This window comes from Yoonia sp. KMU-150 (assembly GCF_056858355.1).
Genome location: NZ_JBXEQF010000001.1, coordinates 193444 through 211739 on the forward strand (window position 1 = coordinate 193444; position 18296 = coordinate 211739).

The 18296-nt window shown below is 62.7% G+C and carries 16 protein-coding genes; 4 read left to right on the plus strand and 12 right to left on the minus strand.

Features of this window, described 5'->3' with window-relative positions:
* Positions 1-100: 100 nt before the first annotated feature.
* Positions 101-583, minus strand: coding sequence for an FxsA family protein (locus AC04PH_RS00935; protein ID WP_483063869.1), 483 nt, complete (start codon positions 581-583; stop codon positions 101-103).
* 112 nt (positions 584-695) lie between these two features.
* Here AC04PH_RS00935 and AC04PH_RS00940 point away from each other — a divergent pair, with 112 nt between their 5' ends.
* The 3 genes from AC04PH_RS00940 to AC04PH_RS00950 are packed head-to-tail and all read left to right on the plus strand — an operon-like array spanning position 696 to position 3016.
* A complete protein-coding gene (locus tag AC04PH_RS00940; RefSeq protein WP_483066120.1) occupies positions 696-1355 on the plus strand; it encodes a Tim44/TimA family putative adaptor protein in 660 nt (219 codons plus the stop codon).
* Between the two features lie 45 nt (positions 1356-1400).
* Positions 1401-2414, plus strand: a complete 1014-nt coding sequence (gene mltA / locus AC04PH_RS00945; protein WP_483066121.1) for a murein transglycosylase A — start codon at positions 1401-1403, stop codon at positions 2412-2414.
* A complete protein-coding gene (locus AC04PH_RS00950; protein ID WP_483063870.1) occupies positions 2414-3016 on the plus strand; it encodes a Smr/MutS family protein in 603 nt (200 codons plus the stop codon). The genes mltA and AC04PH_RS00950 overlap by 1 nt, the downstream gene beginning before the upstream one ends.
* Here the strand turns inward: AC04PH_RS00950 and AC04PH_RS00955 are convergent.
* Genes AC04PH_RS00955 through AC04PH_RS00965 form a run of 3 tightly spaced genes read right to left on the minus strand, consistent with a single transcriptional unit; the run spans position 2999 to position 6659 of the window.
* A complete protein-coding gene (locus AC04PH_RS00955) occupies positions 2999-4234 on the minus strand; it encodes an MFS transporter (RefSeq protein WP_483063871.1) in 1236 nt (411 codons plus the stop codon). The two genes, AC04PH_RS00950 and AC04PH_RS00955, sit on opposite strands and share 18 nt — an antisense overlap.
* Before the next feature lie 39 nt (positions 4235-4273).
* Entirely contained in the window at positions 4274-5584 is a 1311-nt protein-coding gene (hslU, locus tag AC04PH_RS00960; protein WP_483063872.1) for an ATP-dependent protease ATPase subunit HslU, read from the minus strand.
* Positions 5585-5594: 10 nt separating this feature from the next.
* Positions 5595-6659 (minus strand): hypothetical protein, encoded by a 1065-nt coding sequence (locus AC04PH_RS00965; RefSeq protein ID WP_483063873.1) that lies wholly within the window; start codon positions 6657-6659, stop codon positions 5595-5597.
* Between the two features lie 170 nt (positions 6660-6829).
* On the opposite strand from AC04PH_RS00965, the gene AC04PH_RS00970 reads away from it, so the two are divergent.
* Positions 6830-7195, plus strand: coding sequence for a DM13 domain-containing protein (locus AC04PH_RS00970; protein WP_483063874.1), 366 nt, complete (start codon positions 6830-6832; stop codon positions 7193-7195).
* On the opposite strand, the gene hslV is transcribed toward AC04PH_RS00970, so the two are convergent.
* The 8 genes from hslV to AC04PH_RS01010 form a co-directional block, all read right to left on the minus strand.
* On the minus strand, positions 7192-7749 hold the full coding sequence (gene hslV, locus AC04PH_RS00975) for an ATP-dependent protease subunit HslV (protein WP_483063875.1): 558 nt from the start codon (positions 7747-7749) through the stop codon (positions 7192-7194). The genes AC04PH_RS00970 and hslV overlap by 4 nt on opposite strands.
* 125 nt (positions 7750-7874) lie before the next feature.
* Positions 7875-8210, minus strand: coding sequence for a thioredoxin (trxA, locus tag AC04PH_RS00980; RefSeq protein WP_483063876.1), 336 nt, complete (start codon positions 8208-8210; stop codon positions 7875-7877).
* A gap of 26 nt (positions 8211-8236) precedes the next feature.
* Positions 8237-11617 carry a double-strand break repair helicase AddA gene (gene addA / locus AC04PH_RS00985; protein ID WP_483063877.1) on the minus strand — a complete coding sequence of 1127 codons (3381 nt, stop codon included), beginning with the start codon at positions 11615-11617 and terminating at the stop codon, positions 8237-8239.
* Positions 11614-14556 carry a double-strand break repair protein AddB gene (gene addB, locus AC04PH_RS00990; protein WP_483063878.1) on the minus strand — a complete coding sequence of 981 codons (2943 nt, stop codon included), beginning with the start codon at positions 14554-14556 and terminating at the stop codon, positions 11614-11616. The genes addA and addB overlap by 4 nt, the downstream gene beginning before the upstream one ends.
* A complete protein-coding gene (locus AC04PH_RS00995; protein WP_483063879.1) occupies positions 14549-15226 on the minus strand; it encodes a nucleotidyltransferase family protein in 678 nt (225 codons plus the stop codon). The genes addB and AC04PH_RS00995 overlap by 8 nt, the downstream gene beginning before the upstream one ends.
* A complete protein-coding gene (locus tag AC04PH_RS01000; RefSeq protein WP_483063880.1) occupies positions 15223-16200 on the minus strand; it encodes an aminoglycoside phosphotransferase family protein in 978 nt (325 codons plus the stop codon). The genes AC04PH_RS00995 and AC04PH_RS01000 overlap by 4 nt, the downstream gene beginning before the upstream one ends.
* Positions 16193-16657, minus strand: a complete 465-nt coding sequence (gene tsaE, locus AC04PH_RS01005; protein WP_483063881.1) for a tRNA (adenosine(37)-N6)-threonylcarbamoyltransferase complex ATPase subunit type 1 TsaE — start codon at positions 16655-16657, stop codon at positions 16193-16195. The genes AC04PH_RS01000 and tsaE overlap by 8 nt, the downstream gene beginning before the upstream one ends.
* A 39-nt stretch (positions 16658-16696) precedes the next feature.
* The gene (locus AC04PH_RS01010) at positions 16697-18265 is read right to left on the minus strand and encodes a PAS-domain containing protein (RefSeq protein WP_483063882.1); all 1569 of its coding nucleotides are present in this window, start codon (positions 18263-18265) and stop codon (positions 16697-16699) included.
* Positions 18266-18296 lie beyond the last annotated feature (31 nt).

Below are 18296 nucleotides of genomic sequence, written 5' to 3' on the forward strand. Positions count from 1 at the left end.
AAGTGCCTCCGGAGTAATAGGTGTGAAAATAGGTCGCGCCGTACCTAACAGGCGCTGCGGGGGGTCTCAATGTAAAGTTATTGGATCATATGGTCCCGTGTCAGTGCTTCGTCCATTCCGATGGGCCATGCGTCGGCTTCTTTGCGGTCGTGACATCCTCATACTCGCCGTCGATCACCCGGTCGCGTGGGCCGCGTGGCTGTGCGGGATGCGGTCCGGCACCTTCGAAGGACTGGACCTTGATCCGGGTCCGCAGGAACCGATAGGTCGCGGCCCGTACTGGCGGTAACAGCAGGGCAAAGCCGACAGCATCGGTGAAGAAGCCCGGCGTCAGAAGCAGCGCCCCGGCAAACAGGATCATGGCACCATTCGCAAGCGGTTCGGTCGGGTCCCGCATTTCCGAAAAGGAACTGCGTACGTTGGACAATTCGCGCGCGCCCTGCGATCTGACGAGCCATGACCCCAGCACCGCCGTAACGAGAACGATGGCAAGGGTCGGCCAGAGGCCGATGATGCCGCCGACCTGAATGAACAGGGCAATTTCGATGAGTGGAACGGCGATGAATGCCAGCAACAACCACATGGTTTCGATCCTTCTGCGCACAGTTTCGGGGGCAAGGTGGACTCGACCCTATCGCCACCCTACATAAGGACGGTAACACGATGTTTCCATGCCTGCCCTTGATGAGGTCCTGATGAACTCTCCGATTATCCAGCTTCTGGTTCTGGCGGCGATCGCCGTTTTTTTGATCCTGCGCCTGCGCGGCGTGCTGGGAACGCGCGAGGGATTCGAGAAGCCGCCGACTGCGCCGCAACTGCCGGAAAAGCGCCGCAAGCACGATTTCGACGTGATAGAAGGCGGTCCCGATACGGATATCGCGGATCACGTGCCGGAGGACAGCCCGGCGGCACACGCACTGGCCGACATGAAACGCGCCGATCCATCGTTTCACGTGGGTGAATTTCTTGGGGGTGCCAAGGGCGCCTATGAGATGATCCTCATGGCGTTCGAGCGCGGTGATCTGTCCAGCGTGACACCATTCATTTCCGAGGATGTGTTCGAGGCCTTCCAGTCCGTCATCGACGAGCGGGAGGCGCAGAAGCTGACCATCGACGCGAAATTTGTCGGCGTGAGTAATCTAGGCATCAACGATGCGACTTTCGATGCCGATACCAAGGAAGCAGAGATTACCGTGCGGTTTACGGGTGAGCTCACCTACGTCGTGCGTGACGCCGGGGGCGACATTGTCGAGGGCAGCGATACAGAGGTGAAGCGCCAAAAAGATGTCTGGACCTTCGCCCGCGATATGAGCGCGAACGATCCGAACTGGCGGCTTGTTGCCACGGGTGAATAAATGCGGCCCGTCCGGGATAGCGTCGCGCTTGCGGCCGGTCTTTGGATGGGGTCGATACTGGCGGGGTCTGCCGTGGCACAGGTCACCCACACGCTTTTGACGTTTGACGATCTGGCAGGCTGGGCCGAGGATGACCACCAAGCGGCGCTTGATACGTTTTTGATGACCTGTGGTGATCTGCCCGACACCGAATGGGCCAACCTGTGCCGTTATGCGCGGTCGGGCCCGGCACCGCGCGAATTCTTCGAATTGTTCTTTCAGCCGGTCCTGATGGAGGACGGTGAGCCGATGCTGTTTACCGGTTACTATGAGCCGGAATTGCGTGGCGCACTCACGCAGGGCGGTGAATACCAGTATCCGATTTACCGCTTGCCCGAGGACGTCGTCGATGGGCAGCCCTACCTGACCCGGCGCGAGATCGAGGAGACCGGCGCATTGGCCGGGCGTGGTCTTGAGATTGCCTGGCTGGCCGATCCCGTCGACGCATTTTTCCTGATGGTGCAGGGATCCGGACGGATCAGACTGCCCAGCGGGCGGGTTATTCGCGTCGGATATGCCGGTAAGAACGGGCGGGACTATTCGTCTGTCGGGCAGGAACTTGTCCGCCGCGGTGTTTACGAGCCGCATCAGGTGTCGGCAGATGTGATCCGATCCTGGGTGGCGGCCAACCCCGAGGAAGGGCGCGAGCTGCTGTGGGTCAACGACAGTTTCGTGTTTTTTCGTGACGTGAACGAGGTGCCGGCAGAGCGCGGACCGCTGGGCGCGATGAACCGGTCGATCACCGCGATACGGTCGATTGCGGTGGACCCGTCCATCGTGCGGCTGGGCGCGCCGGTCTGGATCGAAAAGAACGGGGCGGAGCCGCTGAACCGGCTGATGATCGCACAGGACACAGGATCGGCGATCAAGGGCGCGCAGCGGGCGGATATTTTTTTCGGCACCGGAGTGACGGCGGGGCGTGATGCCGGGCGGATCAAGGACGGTGGCCGGATCGTGGTATTGCTGCCGATCCAGACGGCTTATGCCATGCTGTCGGACACGCTTGACGGTGTACAGTGATGCGCAAGCCTCGGCATCTTTCCCCGCAGGAGCGGGCGCTGTGGGATCATGTCGCCGGGCAGACCGTGCCGCTGTCGGGTCCGGTAGCTGAACCGAAACCTGCCGATACCGAACCCCCGCGATTTCAGGCACCGGCACACGGCACGGTACAGGATACAGCACCGGTTCCGCAGTTCCGGGTGGGCGAGCGGGCGGATGCGTCACGCGGGCATGACCTGCTGTCGCCGATCGGACAACGGCTGAACGCCGCGCCGGTCAACATGGACCACAAATCCTACGGGCGTATGACACGCGGCAAGCTGAAGCCCGAAGGCCGCATCGACCTGCACGGCATGACGATGGCCGAGGCGCATCCCGCGCTCGTCGGGTTCATCCTGAACGCACATGCGGCGGGCAAGCGTCTGGTGCTGGTGATCACCGGCAAGGGCAAGGATCGTGACGACGGTGGGCCGATCCCGGTCCGACACGGGGTGCTGCGGCATCAGGTGCCGCAATGGCTGGCTTTGCCACCCATGAGGCCGGTCGTTCTGCAGATCACGCCCGCACATATCCGGCATGGCGGGCATGGGGCCTATTACGTCTATCTACGCCGGGCGCGCTGACCACCGGCGTGACGCCGCGACCGGATAAAGCAGCAAAAGGGCCGCACTGGCGAAGATGGCGGCATAACCCAGCATCTGCACCTCGAACCCCACGCCTGCGTCGATCAGCCAGCCGCTGATGCCGGGACCGAGTGCGGAGCCGAGCACCATCAGCGCAGTCACCGCCGCCTTGATCGACCCCAGGTTCGCGGTGCCATAGAATTCAGCCCAGCAGGCGTTGAGCAGCGTCGACTGGCCGCCCCCTGCCATACCCATCAGGATGACCGCTAGCGCGGTCCAACCCAAAGTGGGCGCGTACCAATGCAGGACAAAGGCCAGTACGTATGGAATCAGGTAGAACGGAAGTAGCCTGACCGCGCCCAGCCTGTCGATCAACCAACCGAAGACAATGGTCGAGACCGCCAGCATGATCGTGCCGAGCGGGAAAACCGCGACGAGCGACAGGTGCGACCATCCCTTGATTTCGGCGAAATGCACTTGATGGAACCAGAATGCAGTCCCGAAGCCGGAAAATGACATGACTGCGGGGGCCATGGCCCAGAAGATCGGGTTGCGCAATGCCTCTGATCGGGTCCAGTGGCGACCACCCAGACCGGTGGATTGATCCTCTGCCGCGGCGGCGGCCGGAGTGCGTTCGAGGCGCAGCAAGCGGCGCAGCACCGGGATCATGAGCAGGCAGAACAGCGCGAAGCCCAGCCAAAGCGTGCGCCAGTCTATCATGGATTTCAGCCAGACCATGATCAGCGGCAGCGTCGCCTCGCCCAGCATGAACCCCAGTGCCGCGACGGCCAGCGCCCGCCCGCGTGCCGCAATGAACCAGCGCGCCATGGCGACCACCGCCACGTGTGTCGTCATGCCCTGACCAAGAAACCGGAGCGCGAAGATCACGAATACCAGCGCGCCGGCGGCCGTGTTCAGCGCCATAGCACTACAGGCCACCGCCAGCAGAGCGATGACGACCGTGCCCAGCGCCTTGACCCGGAAGCGGTCCGCCAGACCACCCGCATAGATCATGCAGGCCGCGGATGCTGCGGTGCCGATCATGTAGATCGCACCCCAATCGCCGTTCGACAGGTCAAAGGCGGCACGGATGTCACCGCCGAAGATCGAGATGAAGAACGTCTGCCCGAAGCTGGACAGAAACGAGAGTACCGCGCCCGTCGCGAGGAAGGGCGCGTTGTCGCGGATGAAAGCGAAGTAACCGGTGGGCTGGCTCATGCCGCCCTAGATGATCCTGTTGCGCGCCGGGTGAAAGCCCTAAAGCACGTAGCGGCTGACATCTGTCGACCGGGCGAGTTCGCCCAGATGGGTTTCGACGAAATCGGCATCGACGGTAATGTCCTCGCCGTTGCGGTCGGGGGCGGTGAACGACAGATCCTCGAACACACGTTCCATCACCGTGTAGAGTCTGCGCGCACCGATGTTTTCCACCGCTTCGTTCACCTCCGCCGCGATCTTTGCGAGGGCGGCGATCCCTTCAGGTGCGAAGGTGACAGTGACCTCTTCGGTCTTCATCAGCGCGGTGTATTGCAGCGTCAGCGCGTTGTCGGTTTCGGTCAGAATGCGGACGAAGTCGTCTTCGGTCAGTGCGCGCAGTTCGACGCGGATCGGCAGGCGACCCTGCAATTCGGGCAACAGGTCCGACGGTTTGGCGACGTGGAACGCGCCCGATGCGATGAACAGGATATGGTCGGTCTTGATCGGCCCGTGTTTCGTGCTGACGGTCGTGCCTTCGATCAGTGGCAGCAGGTCGCGCTGGACGCCCTCGCGCGATACATCCGCACCGCGCGCGTCGGATTTCGCACAGACCTTGTCGATCTCATCCAGGAACACGATGCCGGATTGTTCCACAGCTTCAAGCGCAGCTTTTTTGACGGCTTCGTCGTCCAGCAGCTTGTCTGCCTCGTCTGCGATCAGCGCGTCGTAGCTGTCGGCCACCGTCATCTTCTTCTTGACGGTCCGGTTCATGCCCATCTTGCCGAACAGGTCACCCAGGTTCATCATGCCACCCATGCCCGTGCCCGGCTGACCGGGTATTTCGAAGCCGCCTATCGGGTTTGAGGTGTCGGTCAGCTCCAGCTCGATGACGGTATCATCGAGTTCGCCGGACTTCAGCTTCTTGCGGAACATGTCGCGCGTGCTTTCGCGCGCGTCCTCACCGGCGATGGCTGTGACGACGCGGTCTTCGGCGGCCTGCTGGGCGCGGGCCTTCACGTCGTCGCGCATGTGTTCGCGGGTATCGAGGATCGCAGTATCGACAAGATCGCGAACGATCTGTTCGACGTCGCGCCCTACATAGCCGACCTCGGTGAATTTCGTCGCCTCGACCTTGATGAACGGCGCACGCGCCAGTTTCGCCAGACGGCGCGAGATTTCAGTTTTGCCGACGCCGGTCGGCCCGATCATCAGGATGTTCTTGGGATAGACCTCGTCGCGCAGATCGTCGCCCAGCTGTTTGCGCCGCCAACGGTTGCGCAGGGCTACGGCGACAGCGCGTTTTGCGTCCTTCTGGCCGATGATGAAGCGGTCCAGTTCGGACACGATTTCGCGGGGGGTCAGGTCAGTCATAACGGGTCTTTCATACGGAAGGGGGCAGGCGGTGCAGCGGCACGAACCCGGGCATCAGGCGCAGCAGACGCGCACGGATCCGTTCCCAGAACGCACCGAGAAGAAGAAGAACGATGCCAAGTATCAGGACAGTCAACGCGGCGCCGTCGCCCTCGATCACCGTGGCGGCGAGGGCCACGATATAGCCGATCGCAGCGATCAGGAACGACCGGCGGTCGATGACGATCGCGACGAGGGCAAAGACGAGCAGCACGACAAGCAGAAGCATATTTGCCATGCCCGAATCCTGATCAAGCAGCGAAAGGGCGATGGTGTTGACGAGGGCAGGGGCGGCAACGACGTGCAGCCAGAACCCATTGGCGGACCGACGGGTAACGCGGTGCGGATCCGACATATCGAACATCATCGCCACGGCGAACACACCGAAACCGACGAGCAGGGTGATCCAGGCGAACGGCCCGCCTGCCGACAGCAGGAACAGATCGGCAGGGCTGGTGGGGGTCCCGCCGCTGTTTGCGGCGATCAGGATCGCGACGATGAAAACACCGACGGCGATCATCGCCATGGCGAAGGGGACACGGAACCGGAACCAGTAGATGAAAAGCGCCAGAGTGCCGAGGATCATCGGGAATGGCAGGCTGCCGTAGTCTTCTTGCGCGACCATGAAGGGTTCGGCGAAATAAAGCGTGAGGGCAAAGCCCGCGTTCATCGCGAACAGGACCGACAGCGCGATGGCTGGGGCGACCATGCGCCGTCTGCGCACGAAATATTCTGACAACAACCAGAGGAAAACGGCTCCGATGCCGCCAAAGCTCAGCGCGGCCTGCTGTGGGTTGGTGATGTTGGATACGAAGGAAAACCCGGCGACGCCGATCCAGCCCGTGGCGAGAATCAGCAGGCCCACGACGATGAAAATCTCGTTGAAGCCCTTGAACAGTTCGAACGGTTCATCGCCGGCGCGCAGGTTTTCGCGCGCGCCGCGCCTGCTGTCTGACAGGGACGCGAGCGACGCGGCCTGCGCTTCCGTCAGGATGCCGGCACCGATGGCGGCTTTCAGGTCGTCGCGTTCGATCATGTTGCGGTCCTTTGCTGCGTTCTACTTATGGGCTGCATCCGCGGACGCCAAGGCGTCGGCGCATCTTTGCCCCTGCTGACACGTTCATCACAAACCCGTGCAGGCCGTAGCGTGAATTTGTGCAGGACGCTAGCGTTGCGGCCAACACGAACACTGACAGGAGATTTCCAATGGACCGCCGCACTTTTCTCGCTTCCACCCTTGCCGTCACCGCGCTGCCTGCCTTTGCGGGTGGCCACGGGCGGCTAGGTACGTTCACCGGGCTGAACGGCCACGCCACATCCGGCACAGCCGAGATTGCCGCCGATGGTGTGCAACTGCTTGCCGATTTCAGCTTTGACGGCGCGCCCGACCCCAAGGTCGCGTTGGGCCGTGACGGCGTCTATGACCCCAACACGCTGATGGGCGCGCTGGAAAGCAATTCAGGTGCCCAGAAATACAGCCTGCCCGCAGGTGTGAACCCGGACGACTATAATGAAGTCTATATCTGGTGCGAGCGGTTCAACGTGGGCCTTGGCGTCGCCCCGGTCGGTTAACCGCCCAGCGTTTCGACCGTGAGATTGCCGTTGGTATAGACACAGATATCGGCGGCAATCGCCATCGCGGTGCGGGCGATATCCTCTGCATCGCGGTCGCTGTCCATCAGAGCGCGCCCGGCGGCGAGGGCAAAGTTGCCGCCCGACCCGATGGCGGCGATATCGTGTTCGGGTTCCAGCACATCACCCGCGCCTGTGATGACGAACAGGTCCTTGCCGTCGCTGACGATCAGCATCGCCTCCAGCTTTTGGAGGTATTTATCGGTGCGCCAGTCCTTTGCCAGTTCCACGCTTGCGCGGGCAAGCTGACCGGGCGTCGCCTCCAGCTTCTTTTCCAGACGTTCAAGCAGGGTGAAGGCATCCGCCGTAGACCCGGCAAAGCCCGCGATCACGTCCATCCCGCCGGGTGACAGACGGCGGACCTTGCGTGCCGTGCCCTTGATGACAGTCTGGCCCAGACTGACCTGCCCGTCACCGGCGATCACGACTTTGCCACCCTTGCGCACGCCGATGATCGTCGTGCCGTGCCAGCCGGGAAAATCTGTGTCAGCCATAATGCGGGTCCTTTCCTGTGTTGGATTCTATATGGCGGCGGGCCGCGTGAGTGACAAGGTTCGGACATTCCCGATGCAAAAGGGCGCCCCGATGGGACGCCCTTTCAATCCGGTTCTCGCCGAAATCAGATGGAGTCTTTGATCCAGCCTTCAATGGCGGCCTTGGGTGCCGCACCGGTCTTGTTCGACACGACCTCGCCGTCCTTGAACAGGAACAGGGCCGGAATACCGCGCACGCCCATCTGGCCGGGGGAGTTGGGGTTCTCGTCGACGTTCACTTTGACGATCTTCACCTTGCCGTCCATCTCGGCCGACAGCTCTTCCAGGGCGGGGCCGATCTGTTTGCAGGGGCCACACCATTCGGCCCAGAAATCCACGACGACGGGGATATCGGACTGGCGCACTTCGGCGTCGAAAGTGGAATCGGTGACTGCGACTGTGGCCATAACGGCTCTCCTCATGGGGTCAGAATTGTTAGACCCGGAACCTATGAACCGCCCGGCGGATGGTCAAGGTGCGGATCGTCCGTGATCACGTGCGCAAGAGCGGATGAAACAAGCGACGCGGGCAGCCGCATCAGCGTGGCGGTCTGGGTCCAAAGGATCGCCGTCTCGATGGTGTGATCGGGGAAAATCTGTCGCAATCCCATATCATAGGCACCCATTTGCCGCAGCAACCCGTCGGGAACCTGCGCCGGCCCGTCAGGTACGAGCCTGTTGGTCTTGTAGTCAATCGCAAGAACGGTGGTATCGGTCACGATCAGCCGATCAATGTAGCCATGCAGCCGTCGCCCGTCGGGCAGCGGGGCGGTAACGCCGACCTCGACCAAGGCGTCGGATGTCCAGATGTCGGCAAGGGCATCGGTCCCGAGCAGGGCGATCGCCTCGTCGACAAGCGCGTGATTGCCCGGATCGTCCAGCGCCGCGACCAACTGCCGACCGATGTCCGCACGGTTTACCGGGGACACGTGCGGCAGATGTTCCAGCAGCACATGCATCTGGCGTCCGCGCTGTTTTGCGCCGTATTCGTCGTCAGTGCCCGGGTCGCCCGGCAGCACTTTCGCACCACCCAGGTCCGAGGGTGATATGGTGCGTGCGGCGCTGGTCATAGCCACTGGCCCGAAAGCAGGCGGTGCGATCCGCTTGGCAGGGGCTTGGTGCACCTGCACAAGGTCCAATGCGTTCCAGTCCAGATGACCGACGCGGCGGATGTCCATTCCGCCGCTGCGCACAGAGACGTCACCGGCATGCTTCATTCCGTCGGCGACGATATTGTACCAGCTGGCGTCACCATCGCCGACCTTGCCCGCGGCCCCCACGATCAGCCATTTCTCGGCCCGCGTCATCGCGACATAAAGCAGGCGCATCCGCTCGCGCGCCTGTCGAGCAACGATCCCCTCGCGCAGCCTTTCAATCGCCGGTGGCGCGGCATCCTTGTTCGTTTTCCAGACGACGTGCTGTCCGGCCGGGTAAAGTTCGGCCTTGGCCTGATTGTCGCGCTGGGCGGTGTCGGGCAGGAAAACGATGGGAGCCTCCAGCCCCTTGGCACCGTGCACGGTCATCACGCGGATGCGGTTGCCCTGACTGTCCATCTGGCGCTTGACCTCGACGTCGTCGGTTTCCATCCAGGTGAGGAAACCGGTCAGCGACGGCACGCCGGTGCTTTCATAGGCGAGGGCCTGCGACAGCAGCGCGTCGATACCGTCTTCGGCCTCGCTGCCTAGACGGGCCAGAAGATTACGGCGACCGTCGTGCCGGGTCAGGATGCGTTCGATCAGGTCGTAGGGGCGCAGAAAGTCGGCCTGATTGCGCAGGTCGGTCAGGATGGCAAGTGTTTCGGGGCAGTCGGTCCGGGTGCGCAGCGCCTCCCACAAATAGGTCTTGTCGGGCCGGTGATGCGCGAGCGTGAAGAGATCCTGCTCGGTCCAGCCGAAAAGCGGTGATTTCAGCGCATTGGCCAGCGACAGGTCGTCTTCGGGCAGTGCGAGGAATTGCAGAACGGCGGCCAGATCCTTGACCGCCAGTTCGGCACCCACGCGCAGACGGTCCGCACCGGCGACTTCCAGCCCGGCGGCCTTGCAGGCGCGAATGATCTCGGAAAACAGATCGGACCGGCGTTGCACGAGGATCAGGATATCGCCTTCGGTGATCGCGCGTTTCTGATAGGTGCCGGTGTTACCGATTTCGACAGGCAGGGTCTCCTGGGCGATCATTCTCTTGATTTCACGCGCCACGCGGTTCGCCATCCGAACCGCGACATGATCGTCGCCAAGATGATCGACGGGCTGCGTCCAGTCGATCTCGGTTTTTGCGCTCTCGTCCGTGATCACCGGCCACAGGTCGACGCGGCCGGGCATATCGCCCTTGAACGCGATGTGGGACACCTGCTTGTCCAGGCCCACGGCGCGATCCCCGGTAAAGGTAGTATCGACCACCCGCAGGATCGCCTGTGATGATCGGAATGAATAATCCAGCGACCGGGTGTGCAGATGCTGCGCGGATTGTGCCAAACCGGTGCTGAAGTGATCCTTCATCCGGTCAAAGGCGTCGGGGTCGGCCCCCTGAAACGAATATATCGACTGCTTCTTGTCGCCGACGACGAAGATGGTGCGGCGACGGTCAGGGTCGGTACCGACGCCGGCCGTGAATTCCTGCGTCAACTGTTCGATCACGGCCCATTGTGTCGGGCTGGTATCCTGCGCCTCGTCCACCAGCAGATGGTCGATCCCGCCGTCGAGCCGGAACAGCACCCATTGCGCCAGCTTGGCGTCGGTCAGAAGGGCGCGGGTCTTGCGAATCAGATCGTCGAAATCGAGCGCACCGTGCATAAGCTTTTTCGCCTCGTAGGCGGGGACGAATAGTGTTCCAAAACTGTAGAGCGCCTGCGTCCGTGCCAGCGCCAGCAGCGCGAGGCGATCCGGGCGTGCCTGCTCCACCGTTTCCATGATGATGTTGACGGTGTCGATGAGGGCTGGGTGGGCCTCTCGCGTGGCCTTGACCGGGAACTTTCCGATTTTGGCCTGATGGATCGAAGCCCCGCTCTTGTTCAGAAAAACATCTTCGAGAATGGCGAGATCGCGGGCGTCACCGGTCACTTTCGCAAGTTTGGCAGATGCGGTGATCTCGGTACTGGAGCCGGTGGCGCAGATTTGAGCAAGCTGTTGGATCGCGGCCAATCCCCCGTTGTCGAAAACGGCATCGCGCAATGCATCGAGAGTGAGGTTCGGCGAGACGTTGAAAAGTGTGCGCAGCGTGGCATCCGTTGGCGGTGCCGCAAAGGCATCGCGCCGTGCCGCGATCTCTGCCGTCAGCTTTGACAGATCGTCGCCGGTGAAATGGTGCAGCAGCCCGTGCACGACGTGGGCGTGCGGCCCAGCCACAAGGTCATCTACGACCTCGGCCCGTAGCAGTTCGGCCTCCCGCTCCTCCATCTCGCGGAATTGCGGGCTGACCTGCGCTTCGAGGGGGAAGCGGCGCAGGACGCCCGCGCAAAACGAGTGGATCGTCTGGATTTTCAGCCCGCCGGGCGTTTCGATGGCACTGGCAAAGAGAGTGCGTGCGCCAGAAAGGTCCTCGGCGGCGATATCGCGGTCGACCCCCAACACCTTGAGATCTTCGCGCAGGGCCTTGTCCGGCATCATGGCCCAGTCGCCCAATCGTTGGAAAAGGCGGTTCTGCATTTCGGCGGCGGCGGCCTTGGTGTAGGTCAGGCAAAGGATGTTCTGCGGGTCGACGCCGTCGAGCAACAACCGCGCCACACGATCCGTCAGCACGCGGGTCTTGCCTGACCCGGCGTTGGCAGAAAGCCAGGTCGAGTTGCGGGGGTCGGCAGCGTCAACCTGCGCCTGCGATGCAGCGTCGCGGATCATGACATCACCTCTGCCACCGGATCGTCACCGGCTTTCCATTCGCCGAAACGCGACAGGTGATCGTAAGGGCTGAAATCGGTGCGTAATTGTAAGGCGCGCCGCGCGGTATAGCCACTGTTCACGTCGTTCCAGTACTGCAGGTGCTGTTCCAGTTCCGCATGGATCTGGGCGGTCGACGTCTCGGACAGCGGTGCGGCGCTGTCTTTCATCGCGGTGTTCACCGCGACAAAGGTTGCGTCGGAGACCTGCGGATGTCCAAGTTTTTCGAATGCGCCCCGTTCGACCATCACCGCTTCGACCAGCAGCTGCTTGTCAAAGGCTTTCTGCATCGCCTTTGTCGGCACCGTGCCGGTCTTGTAGTCATAGATCAGCGCGTCTCCGCCTTCTGTCAGATCGAAGCGGTCGGCCTTGCAGGTAATCGTGACGCCGGCGGCAGCCACCGGCATTTCGCCGTATTGCTCCAGTGCGACGACCCTGCCGCGGGCCTGCCTTTCGGCCTCGCCCGCAAGGAACAGGTCGACAACCCGTTCGAGACGCGCGCGCCATAGGGCGCGGACCGTGGGCCAGGGACACTGTGCGCCAAACTGGATGTCCGCGATTTCAAGCAGTCGTGCACGTGATGCGGGATCTGTCGCATCTGGATTTTCAGCGATGAAGCGTTCGAGGATTTTATGGATTATCGTGCCGCGCATCGGGGCATCCGGCTGCGGCATCAGCGGGTTGAGCGGTTTCAGCCGAAGCACCTTTTCGGCGTAGATCGCATAAGGATCGCGGATCAGCGTCTTGATGCGCGTGACCGAAAGCGTGCGCGGACGGGCGGCCACCGGTGGTTGTGGGGATGGTCGATGTGCCGCTGTCTTGGGCGCTGCGGGTTCTGACAGGCAAGCTGCCATCGACAGCCATCGCTGGCCGTCGGCACGCATGCGCGCCACCGCATCCCGACCGCCCTGATCCGGCAACCCGGTAAGCAGATTAAGCAGACGGTTGACCCAGCGCGATGGCACGGTTTCCGCATCCGACGAGCGTTTTGCGCGAGTCAGCCAGACCTGGGCCCCGGCGATGGCTTGTTGATAGTCGTGTGCAGACAGGCCGATCCTGCGTTCCGGCAGCAACAACCCAGCCTTGGCCCGCATGGACCGGTTTAGCCACGGGTCAGGTGCCGGTGCCTCGGGCCAGACCCCTTCGTTCAGCCCGCCAAGGATGACCAGATCGGCCCCCTGAACACGCGCTTCCAACGTGCCCCAGATCAGAATCCGGGGATGCCCGGCATCGCGGTCACGGACCACACCTTCGGACAGGACCGCACCGAAAAGCGCCGTGAAATCTCGCGGTGACATGATGCCGCCGGCGTCGGCTTCGCGCTGGAGGGTTTGACAGACGCTATGCGCCTCGCGGCCTGCGGCCGTATCCCAAAGCGCACCTGCCCCGTCGATTGCAATCGGCCCTGCTGCGCATTGCTCGGCGATATGGATCAGGCGGTCGGTGTGGTCGGTCAGCGGGGCCGTGTCGGACAGGGCCAGCGAGTCGATCCGGCCGCCGACCCAGGCCGCCCACGCCTGTCTTGCGTCCGATTTGCCTGCTGCAAAACCGTGGAGCGTTTGCGCCGTTGGATAAAGCGGGCCGTTCCGGCGTAGATGCAGTTCAAGGTCGCGCGTATATCGCAGATGATTGTTCCTGTCGCTGCCATCGCTGTGGCAGAGCGGATGTTTCAGAAGCGTCAGCAGAGCCTCTCCGGTCAGCGGTGCTGCGAGCGCATTGGCTACATGGCGCAGAAAGCGTCCGGGCGGCGACAGGGGCAGGGGTGTGCCCGCGCTGTCGTCCGGCGTGATGTCCCATCGGTCGAGCGCCGCCGTCACCTGCCGGGTCAACATTCTGTCCGGGGTGATCAACGCGGCGGTGATTCCGTCTTCGACGGCCTGCCGCAGGCGGAGTGCGATCGCTTCCGCCTCGGCGCGCGGGCTTGGTGCCTCGACCAGTGTCAGCCCAGCGGTCGCGGCGGTCAGATCGCCCAGCGATGGCCCGTCCTGCAGCCACTGGTCGGTGACCGGTGCAGGACGCAGAGAGAGGGATACCAGCCTGTTCCGGGCCGGATTGGGTGGAACGGTGTCGGTCCAGGGTAGAATATCCTCCGGCGTCAGCGCCATACGATCCATCAGCTTGCGGAACCGGAATTGTGGGTGATCCTCGCCTCCCCGCTCTGCCTGCATCGCTGACCAGACCTTGCCCGGCGTTTCGAAATCAAACCCCGGCAGGATCACGGCACCCTGCGGGAGGCGCGCGACACGGTGCATGAAAATCGCGGTCGCTCCGCGCGACCCGGTCGAGCCTGCAACGATGATCGGCGCGTCAGGCGGCTGATCGCGCCAGACAGCATCCAATGTCTCGATCACACGTCTTTGCCGGGCTTCCTTGTCCGGTTGTGTCGTGTCGGGGTTAAAATAGGGCGTGATGATCGACAGAAAGCGCAGCGCGCGGTCCCAGTGATGGGACTGGTCGGTCACATCGAGCGCGCGGATCACTTCGGGCAATACACCCTCGCCCTGCATTTCATCCATCAAACGGGCCAGACTGTCGGACAGATCATAGAGCGCCGCACGGGGTGCAAGATCAGGTTCCTGTTCTAGCAGGGCCGCGACGAACTGCGACAACTCGAGACGCCTGCGCAGGGGCGAAACGGGCGGCGCAAGACCCAGCACCTGAGGCTCCATCGCAAGATCGGTGAGCACTTGAATGCGCGGCAACAGGCGCGGGGGGCCGGCGTCGAACACGTCGCGCATGCGGCGCTGCATCCGGGTCGTGTTCACGAAAATGCGTATTCGGGCGAATTCCACAGGTGATTTTGCGGCGAACCGCGCGGTCAGCCCGTCGATGACCGCTTGTGCGAAATCCACGCCGGGCGGGATGCCAAAGACACGACCTGTGGCGGATGGCTCAGACATCGCGGTCCTCCAGCATGGCTTCGGCGAGCGGGATGCTGTCCGGTTGGCCGACATCACACCATCGCCCGTCGTATTCGATACCGTAGAGGCCGTCGCGTCGCTGCATCGCATCCCACACGACATTCATCGAGAACGCGGTGTCTGCAACTTTGGGCAACGTGTCGGTGCGGATCATCTGCAGCCCGGTATAGATAGCGCCCGGTCCCCGCTCCAGTCGGCCATGGGCGTCGATCAGAAAATCGCCCGCGCCCTTGTGGCCGATGGCGCGGTCCGGCGGGGCCAGCAGCAGTAGCGCCTCCATATGATCAGCCCAAGCCGATAGAAGCTGGCCAATGGGATCGCCGTCGCGCCACACCGCATCTGTGTTGAGGGTCAGAACCGGGCTTGACCCCAGAAGCGGCATCGCATGGCGCAACCCGCCGCCCGTGTCGCGTAGGTGGTCGGTCTCGTCGGAAAACGAGAATCCTTCGCCTGCGAGATGGGCGCGGATCATATCTGCCTTGTAGTGCAAATTGACGACGCAAGGGCCGACGCCCTGAGCCGGAATCAGCGTACGGGCATGGTCGAGCAAGGGGCGACCCGCGACCGTGACCAGTGGCTTTGGCCGATCATCGGTCAGTGGCCGCATCCGCGACCCAAGCCCGGCTGCGAAAAGGAGGATTGGCGTCACAGGAGGTCTTTCAGTGTCGAGGCGTCGGGCGGGGGCAGTGTTTCGGCGACGACCGTCCGCAAACCGGCGAGGGCCGGGTACGCAAGATCGGTCTGGATATGGGACCAGACCCGCGGGATGAAGGCGAGGTATTTATGTTTCCCATGATACCGGACAAGGCGCGCGAAAACGCCAAGGATTCGCAGGTTTCGCTGGACCGCAAGGCAGGCGAATTGCGCAGCGAACGTACGCCGGTCAATTCCGGTCGCATCGGCGTAGCGCGTGATCGCACGCGCGCAAACCGTCGGTGAAACGTCGCGCCGGGCATCGCGCAGCAGCGATGCCAGATCGTAGCCTGCAGGCGCGAGAAACGCATCCTGAAAGTCCAGCAGGCCGACGCGACGGAGACCTGTTTCGTCAGCTCGCCAGATCAGGTTTTCGGCATGAAAATCGCGCAGCGCGAGAGTGTCGGGCTTTGGTGCCAGTTTGTGCAGATGGTCCGCCATCGCAAGCGTGATCTGGCCGGGATCGGCATTTTTAGCATACCATTCCGCCGTGATCGCGACCATCTGGCCACCGGTTTCCGGGTCAAGGCTGATCAGTCCATCTGGCGCGGGCAGGCGATGCAGCGCGATCAGAACATCGGTTGCCGCCTCGTAAAGCACTGATGTGCTGTCCGGTGTCGCGGTTGATTGGAGAGCAAAATCTGTAGGGCCCAGATCTTCCAGTACCAGTAGGCCCAGCGCATGATCGTCCAGCAGGATTTGCGGTGCGGCCAGGCCATGTTCGTGCAGGAATCGCGCCAATGCGACAAAGCGCCCGGTGTCTTCGCCTCGTGCGGGGGGTGCATCCATCACGATGACGCTCTGTCCCCGCGGGCCTGTGCGGCGGTTGTAGCTGCGGGCAGAGGCGTCGGCGGCAATCGCGCTGTCGGTCCAGTCCCCCCAGGGTGTCGCACCCAGACGGGCGGTGATCAGGGACGCGCGGTCAGTCAAGAATCTGACCCAACCGGGCGTTCCACGCGGTATCGAGTATGCCGCTGATACAGTGGCCCGTTTGTTCAGCGGAAAATTCGAGCAAGAGCGCGCCGTCCGGCTGGTCCCGGCCCAGACGGTCGGGCCACTCGATCAGACAAATCGCCGTCGTGAAGGCGTCGGCAAGCCCCAGCTCGAATGCCTCGTCGGGATGGGTCAGCCGGTAAAGATCGCAATGCCAGATCTCGACCGGGCCGTCCTGATAGGTCTGGACCAGCGTGAACGTCGGCGACGGCACATCCTCATGCTCACCGATACGGGCGCGGATCAGGGCGCGGGCAAAAGCCGATTTTCCGGCACCGATCGCACCGGACAACAGCAGCACATCGCCCGCACCCAGAAGGGGCGCGATCCGGCGAGCGAGGGCCTGGGTATCCTCTTCCGAGTTAAGTGTGCGTTTGAAATGCCGGTCTGCCATGGCGGACAGACTATGGGGTCGGTGCGGGCCTGCAAGCCCCTATCGCTTGCCGACCATCAGGGCCGGGTCCTCGCGTGTCAGCATCTGGATGCGCGGGCTGCTTTGTCTGGCGGTGCTGAACGTGACCAACGTCTTGCCCCCGGCGACAGGGCGCGCGGCACAACCCAGCCGTCGGCCATCGTCGAGAACGGCGACAGCCTGCCAGTCCGTGCGATCACCAGGCTGACCGATGTAGTCACGCAGCGCGTCCCAGGTCGGCGCTGCGGCGCACTTCTTCTGCCAAACGGCAGCCTCGGCGCGAATGTCCTGCCGTCCCATCAAGCCGAACTGCTGCATGTCCCACAGATCGTCATAGGCGGCATTGGACATCACAAGCGCACCGGTTGCGGAAAAAACGGCGATTGCATCCGGCAGGGTATCCAGCACGGCTTGACCGGTTTCGATTTCCGACCGGAACCGGCGGGTCAAAGAGACCTCTGCACTGATATCCTCGAAGAAAAAGGCGAACGCGCCGTCGCCCTGCGGCTTGCCGGTCACGCGATAGGTCAGCCCATCGGGCAGATTCCAGATTTCGCTGTAAATGCCGCGCAGCGCCGCATCCTCAAGCGCGGAAAACTGTTCGCGCCAGGAGGCATAGTTTTTCGGTTCGGGCAAAAGCCGTTCTTCCCGCAGCATATCGAGAAACATATCGATTGTCGGTCGCCCGGAAAGAAAGTCGACGGTCATGCCGGTCAGGTCCATCAGCGCGGGGTTGAAGATCGTCAGCTGGCGCTTTTCGTTGAAGATCGCGAGTCCTGTCGACAGGCTGGCAAAGGTTTTGCCGAAGGTCTGCAGCAACGTACGCTTGGCCTGTTCCATCACGACCGTGCTGTCGGCGCTGATTGCAAAGTGGATCGTGCTGTCGCCATCGCGGAGCGACGTCACGTCGAACCAGCTTTCTGCGGTCTGGGAGGGCAATTTCAGCGCCCTGCGCCGGACAATTGGGTTATCGGGCGGCACATCGAGGTGCAAATCGTCAAACAGGGGGCGATCCGGCCATGTCTGGCCTTCTGCGCCGGCAACAGCATGCAGCTGGTCCGAGGTTGCAAGATAGGCCCCGTTTGCCCATTGCAGATGCCCTTGGGAGTTCTGTTGCCAAATCTGGAGCGGCGCTGCTTCTGCCAAACGTCGCAGAAATGCAAGCTCTGACCTGGTGCCGGTATCGACGGATGCGCGCGGCGCATGAGGTGTCTGATGCAATGTCACCCTTATTGCGTCGCCTTGCCCCGAAAGGGTCAGGGTGTCGTCACTGGCACCTGCCGTATCGAGTGTAAGCACGGTATCGGGCGGGGTCGTCAGAAGTGTATGGTCCAGGTCGGGGAACTGCCCGCCCAAAGCGCGTTGTATGGCGGCGATATCCGTCATGCGGGATGGGCGTCCTGCGATCATATCCTGGGCGCGGGCGGTCGCGTCGACCAGTTGCCCGTCCCTGAGAAGGAAGGAAATGCCATCCGCGGGCTGCTGCGAGATGTGCTGTTTGCGTGTCGTGGTGGCGATCACCGCAAAGGTGATCAGCCCCGCACCCAGCGCGGCCAAGGCGGCCAGCATCATCAGATCCAAGAATGTCAACGAGCCCAACGCACCCTCCCAATTCGACTCG

Excerpts from the sequence above, each read along its gene's own strand:
- AC04PH_RS00935 (WP_483063869.1), bottom strand. The coding sequence starts at position 583 with ATGTGGTTGTTGCTGGCATTCATCGCCGTTCCACTCATCGAAATTGCC.
- AC04PH_RS00940 (WP_483066120.1), top strand. The coding sequence starts at position 696 with ATGAACTCTCCGATTATCCAGCTTCTGGTTCTGGCGGCGATCGCCGTT.
- mltA (WP_483066121.1), top strand. The coding sequence starts at position 1,401 with ATGGGGTCGATACTGGCGGGGTCTGCCGTGGCACAGGTCACCCACACG.
- AC04PH_RS00950 (WP_483063870.1), top strand. The coding sequence starts at position 2,414 with ATGCGCAAGCCTCGGCATCTTTCCCCGCAGGAGCGGGCGCTGTGGGAT.
- AC04PH_RS00955 (WP_483063871.1), bottom strand. The coding sequence starts at position 4,234 with ATGAGCCAGCCCACCGGTTACTTCGCTTTCATCCGCGACAACGCGCCC.
- hslU (WP_483063872.1), bottom strand. The coding sequence starts at position 5,584 with ATGACTGACCTGACCCCCCGCGAAATCGTGTCCGAACTGGACCGCTTC.
- AC04PH_RS00965 (WP_483063873.1), bottom strand. The coding sequence starts at position 6,659 with ATGATCGAACGCGACGACCTGAAAGCCGCCATCGGTGCCGGCATCCTG.
- AC04PH_RS00970 (WP_483063874.1), top strand. The coding sequence starts at position 6,830 with ATGGACCGCCGCACTTTTCTCGCTTCCACCCTTGCCGTCACCGCGCTG.
- hslV (WP_483063875.1), bottom strand. The coding sequence starts at position 7,749 with ATGGCTGACACAGATTTTCCCGGCTGGCACGGCACGACGATCATCGGC.
- trxA (WP_483063876.1), bottom strand. The coding sequence starts at position 8,210 with ATGAGGAGAGCCGTTATGGCCACAGTCGCAGTCACCGATTCCACTTTC.
- addA (WP_483063877.1), bottom strand. The coding sequence starts at position 11,617 with ATGATCCGCGACGCTGCATCGCAGGCGCAGGTTGACGCTGCCGACCCC.
- addB (WP_483063878.1), bottom strand. The coding sequence starts at position 14,556 with ATGTCTGAGCCATCCGCCACAGGTCGTGTCTTTGGCATCCCGCCCGGC.
- tsaE (WP_483063881.1), bottom strand. The coding sequence starts at position 16,657 with ATGGCAGACCGGCATTTCAAACGCACACTTAACTCGGAAGAGGATACC.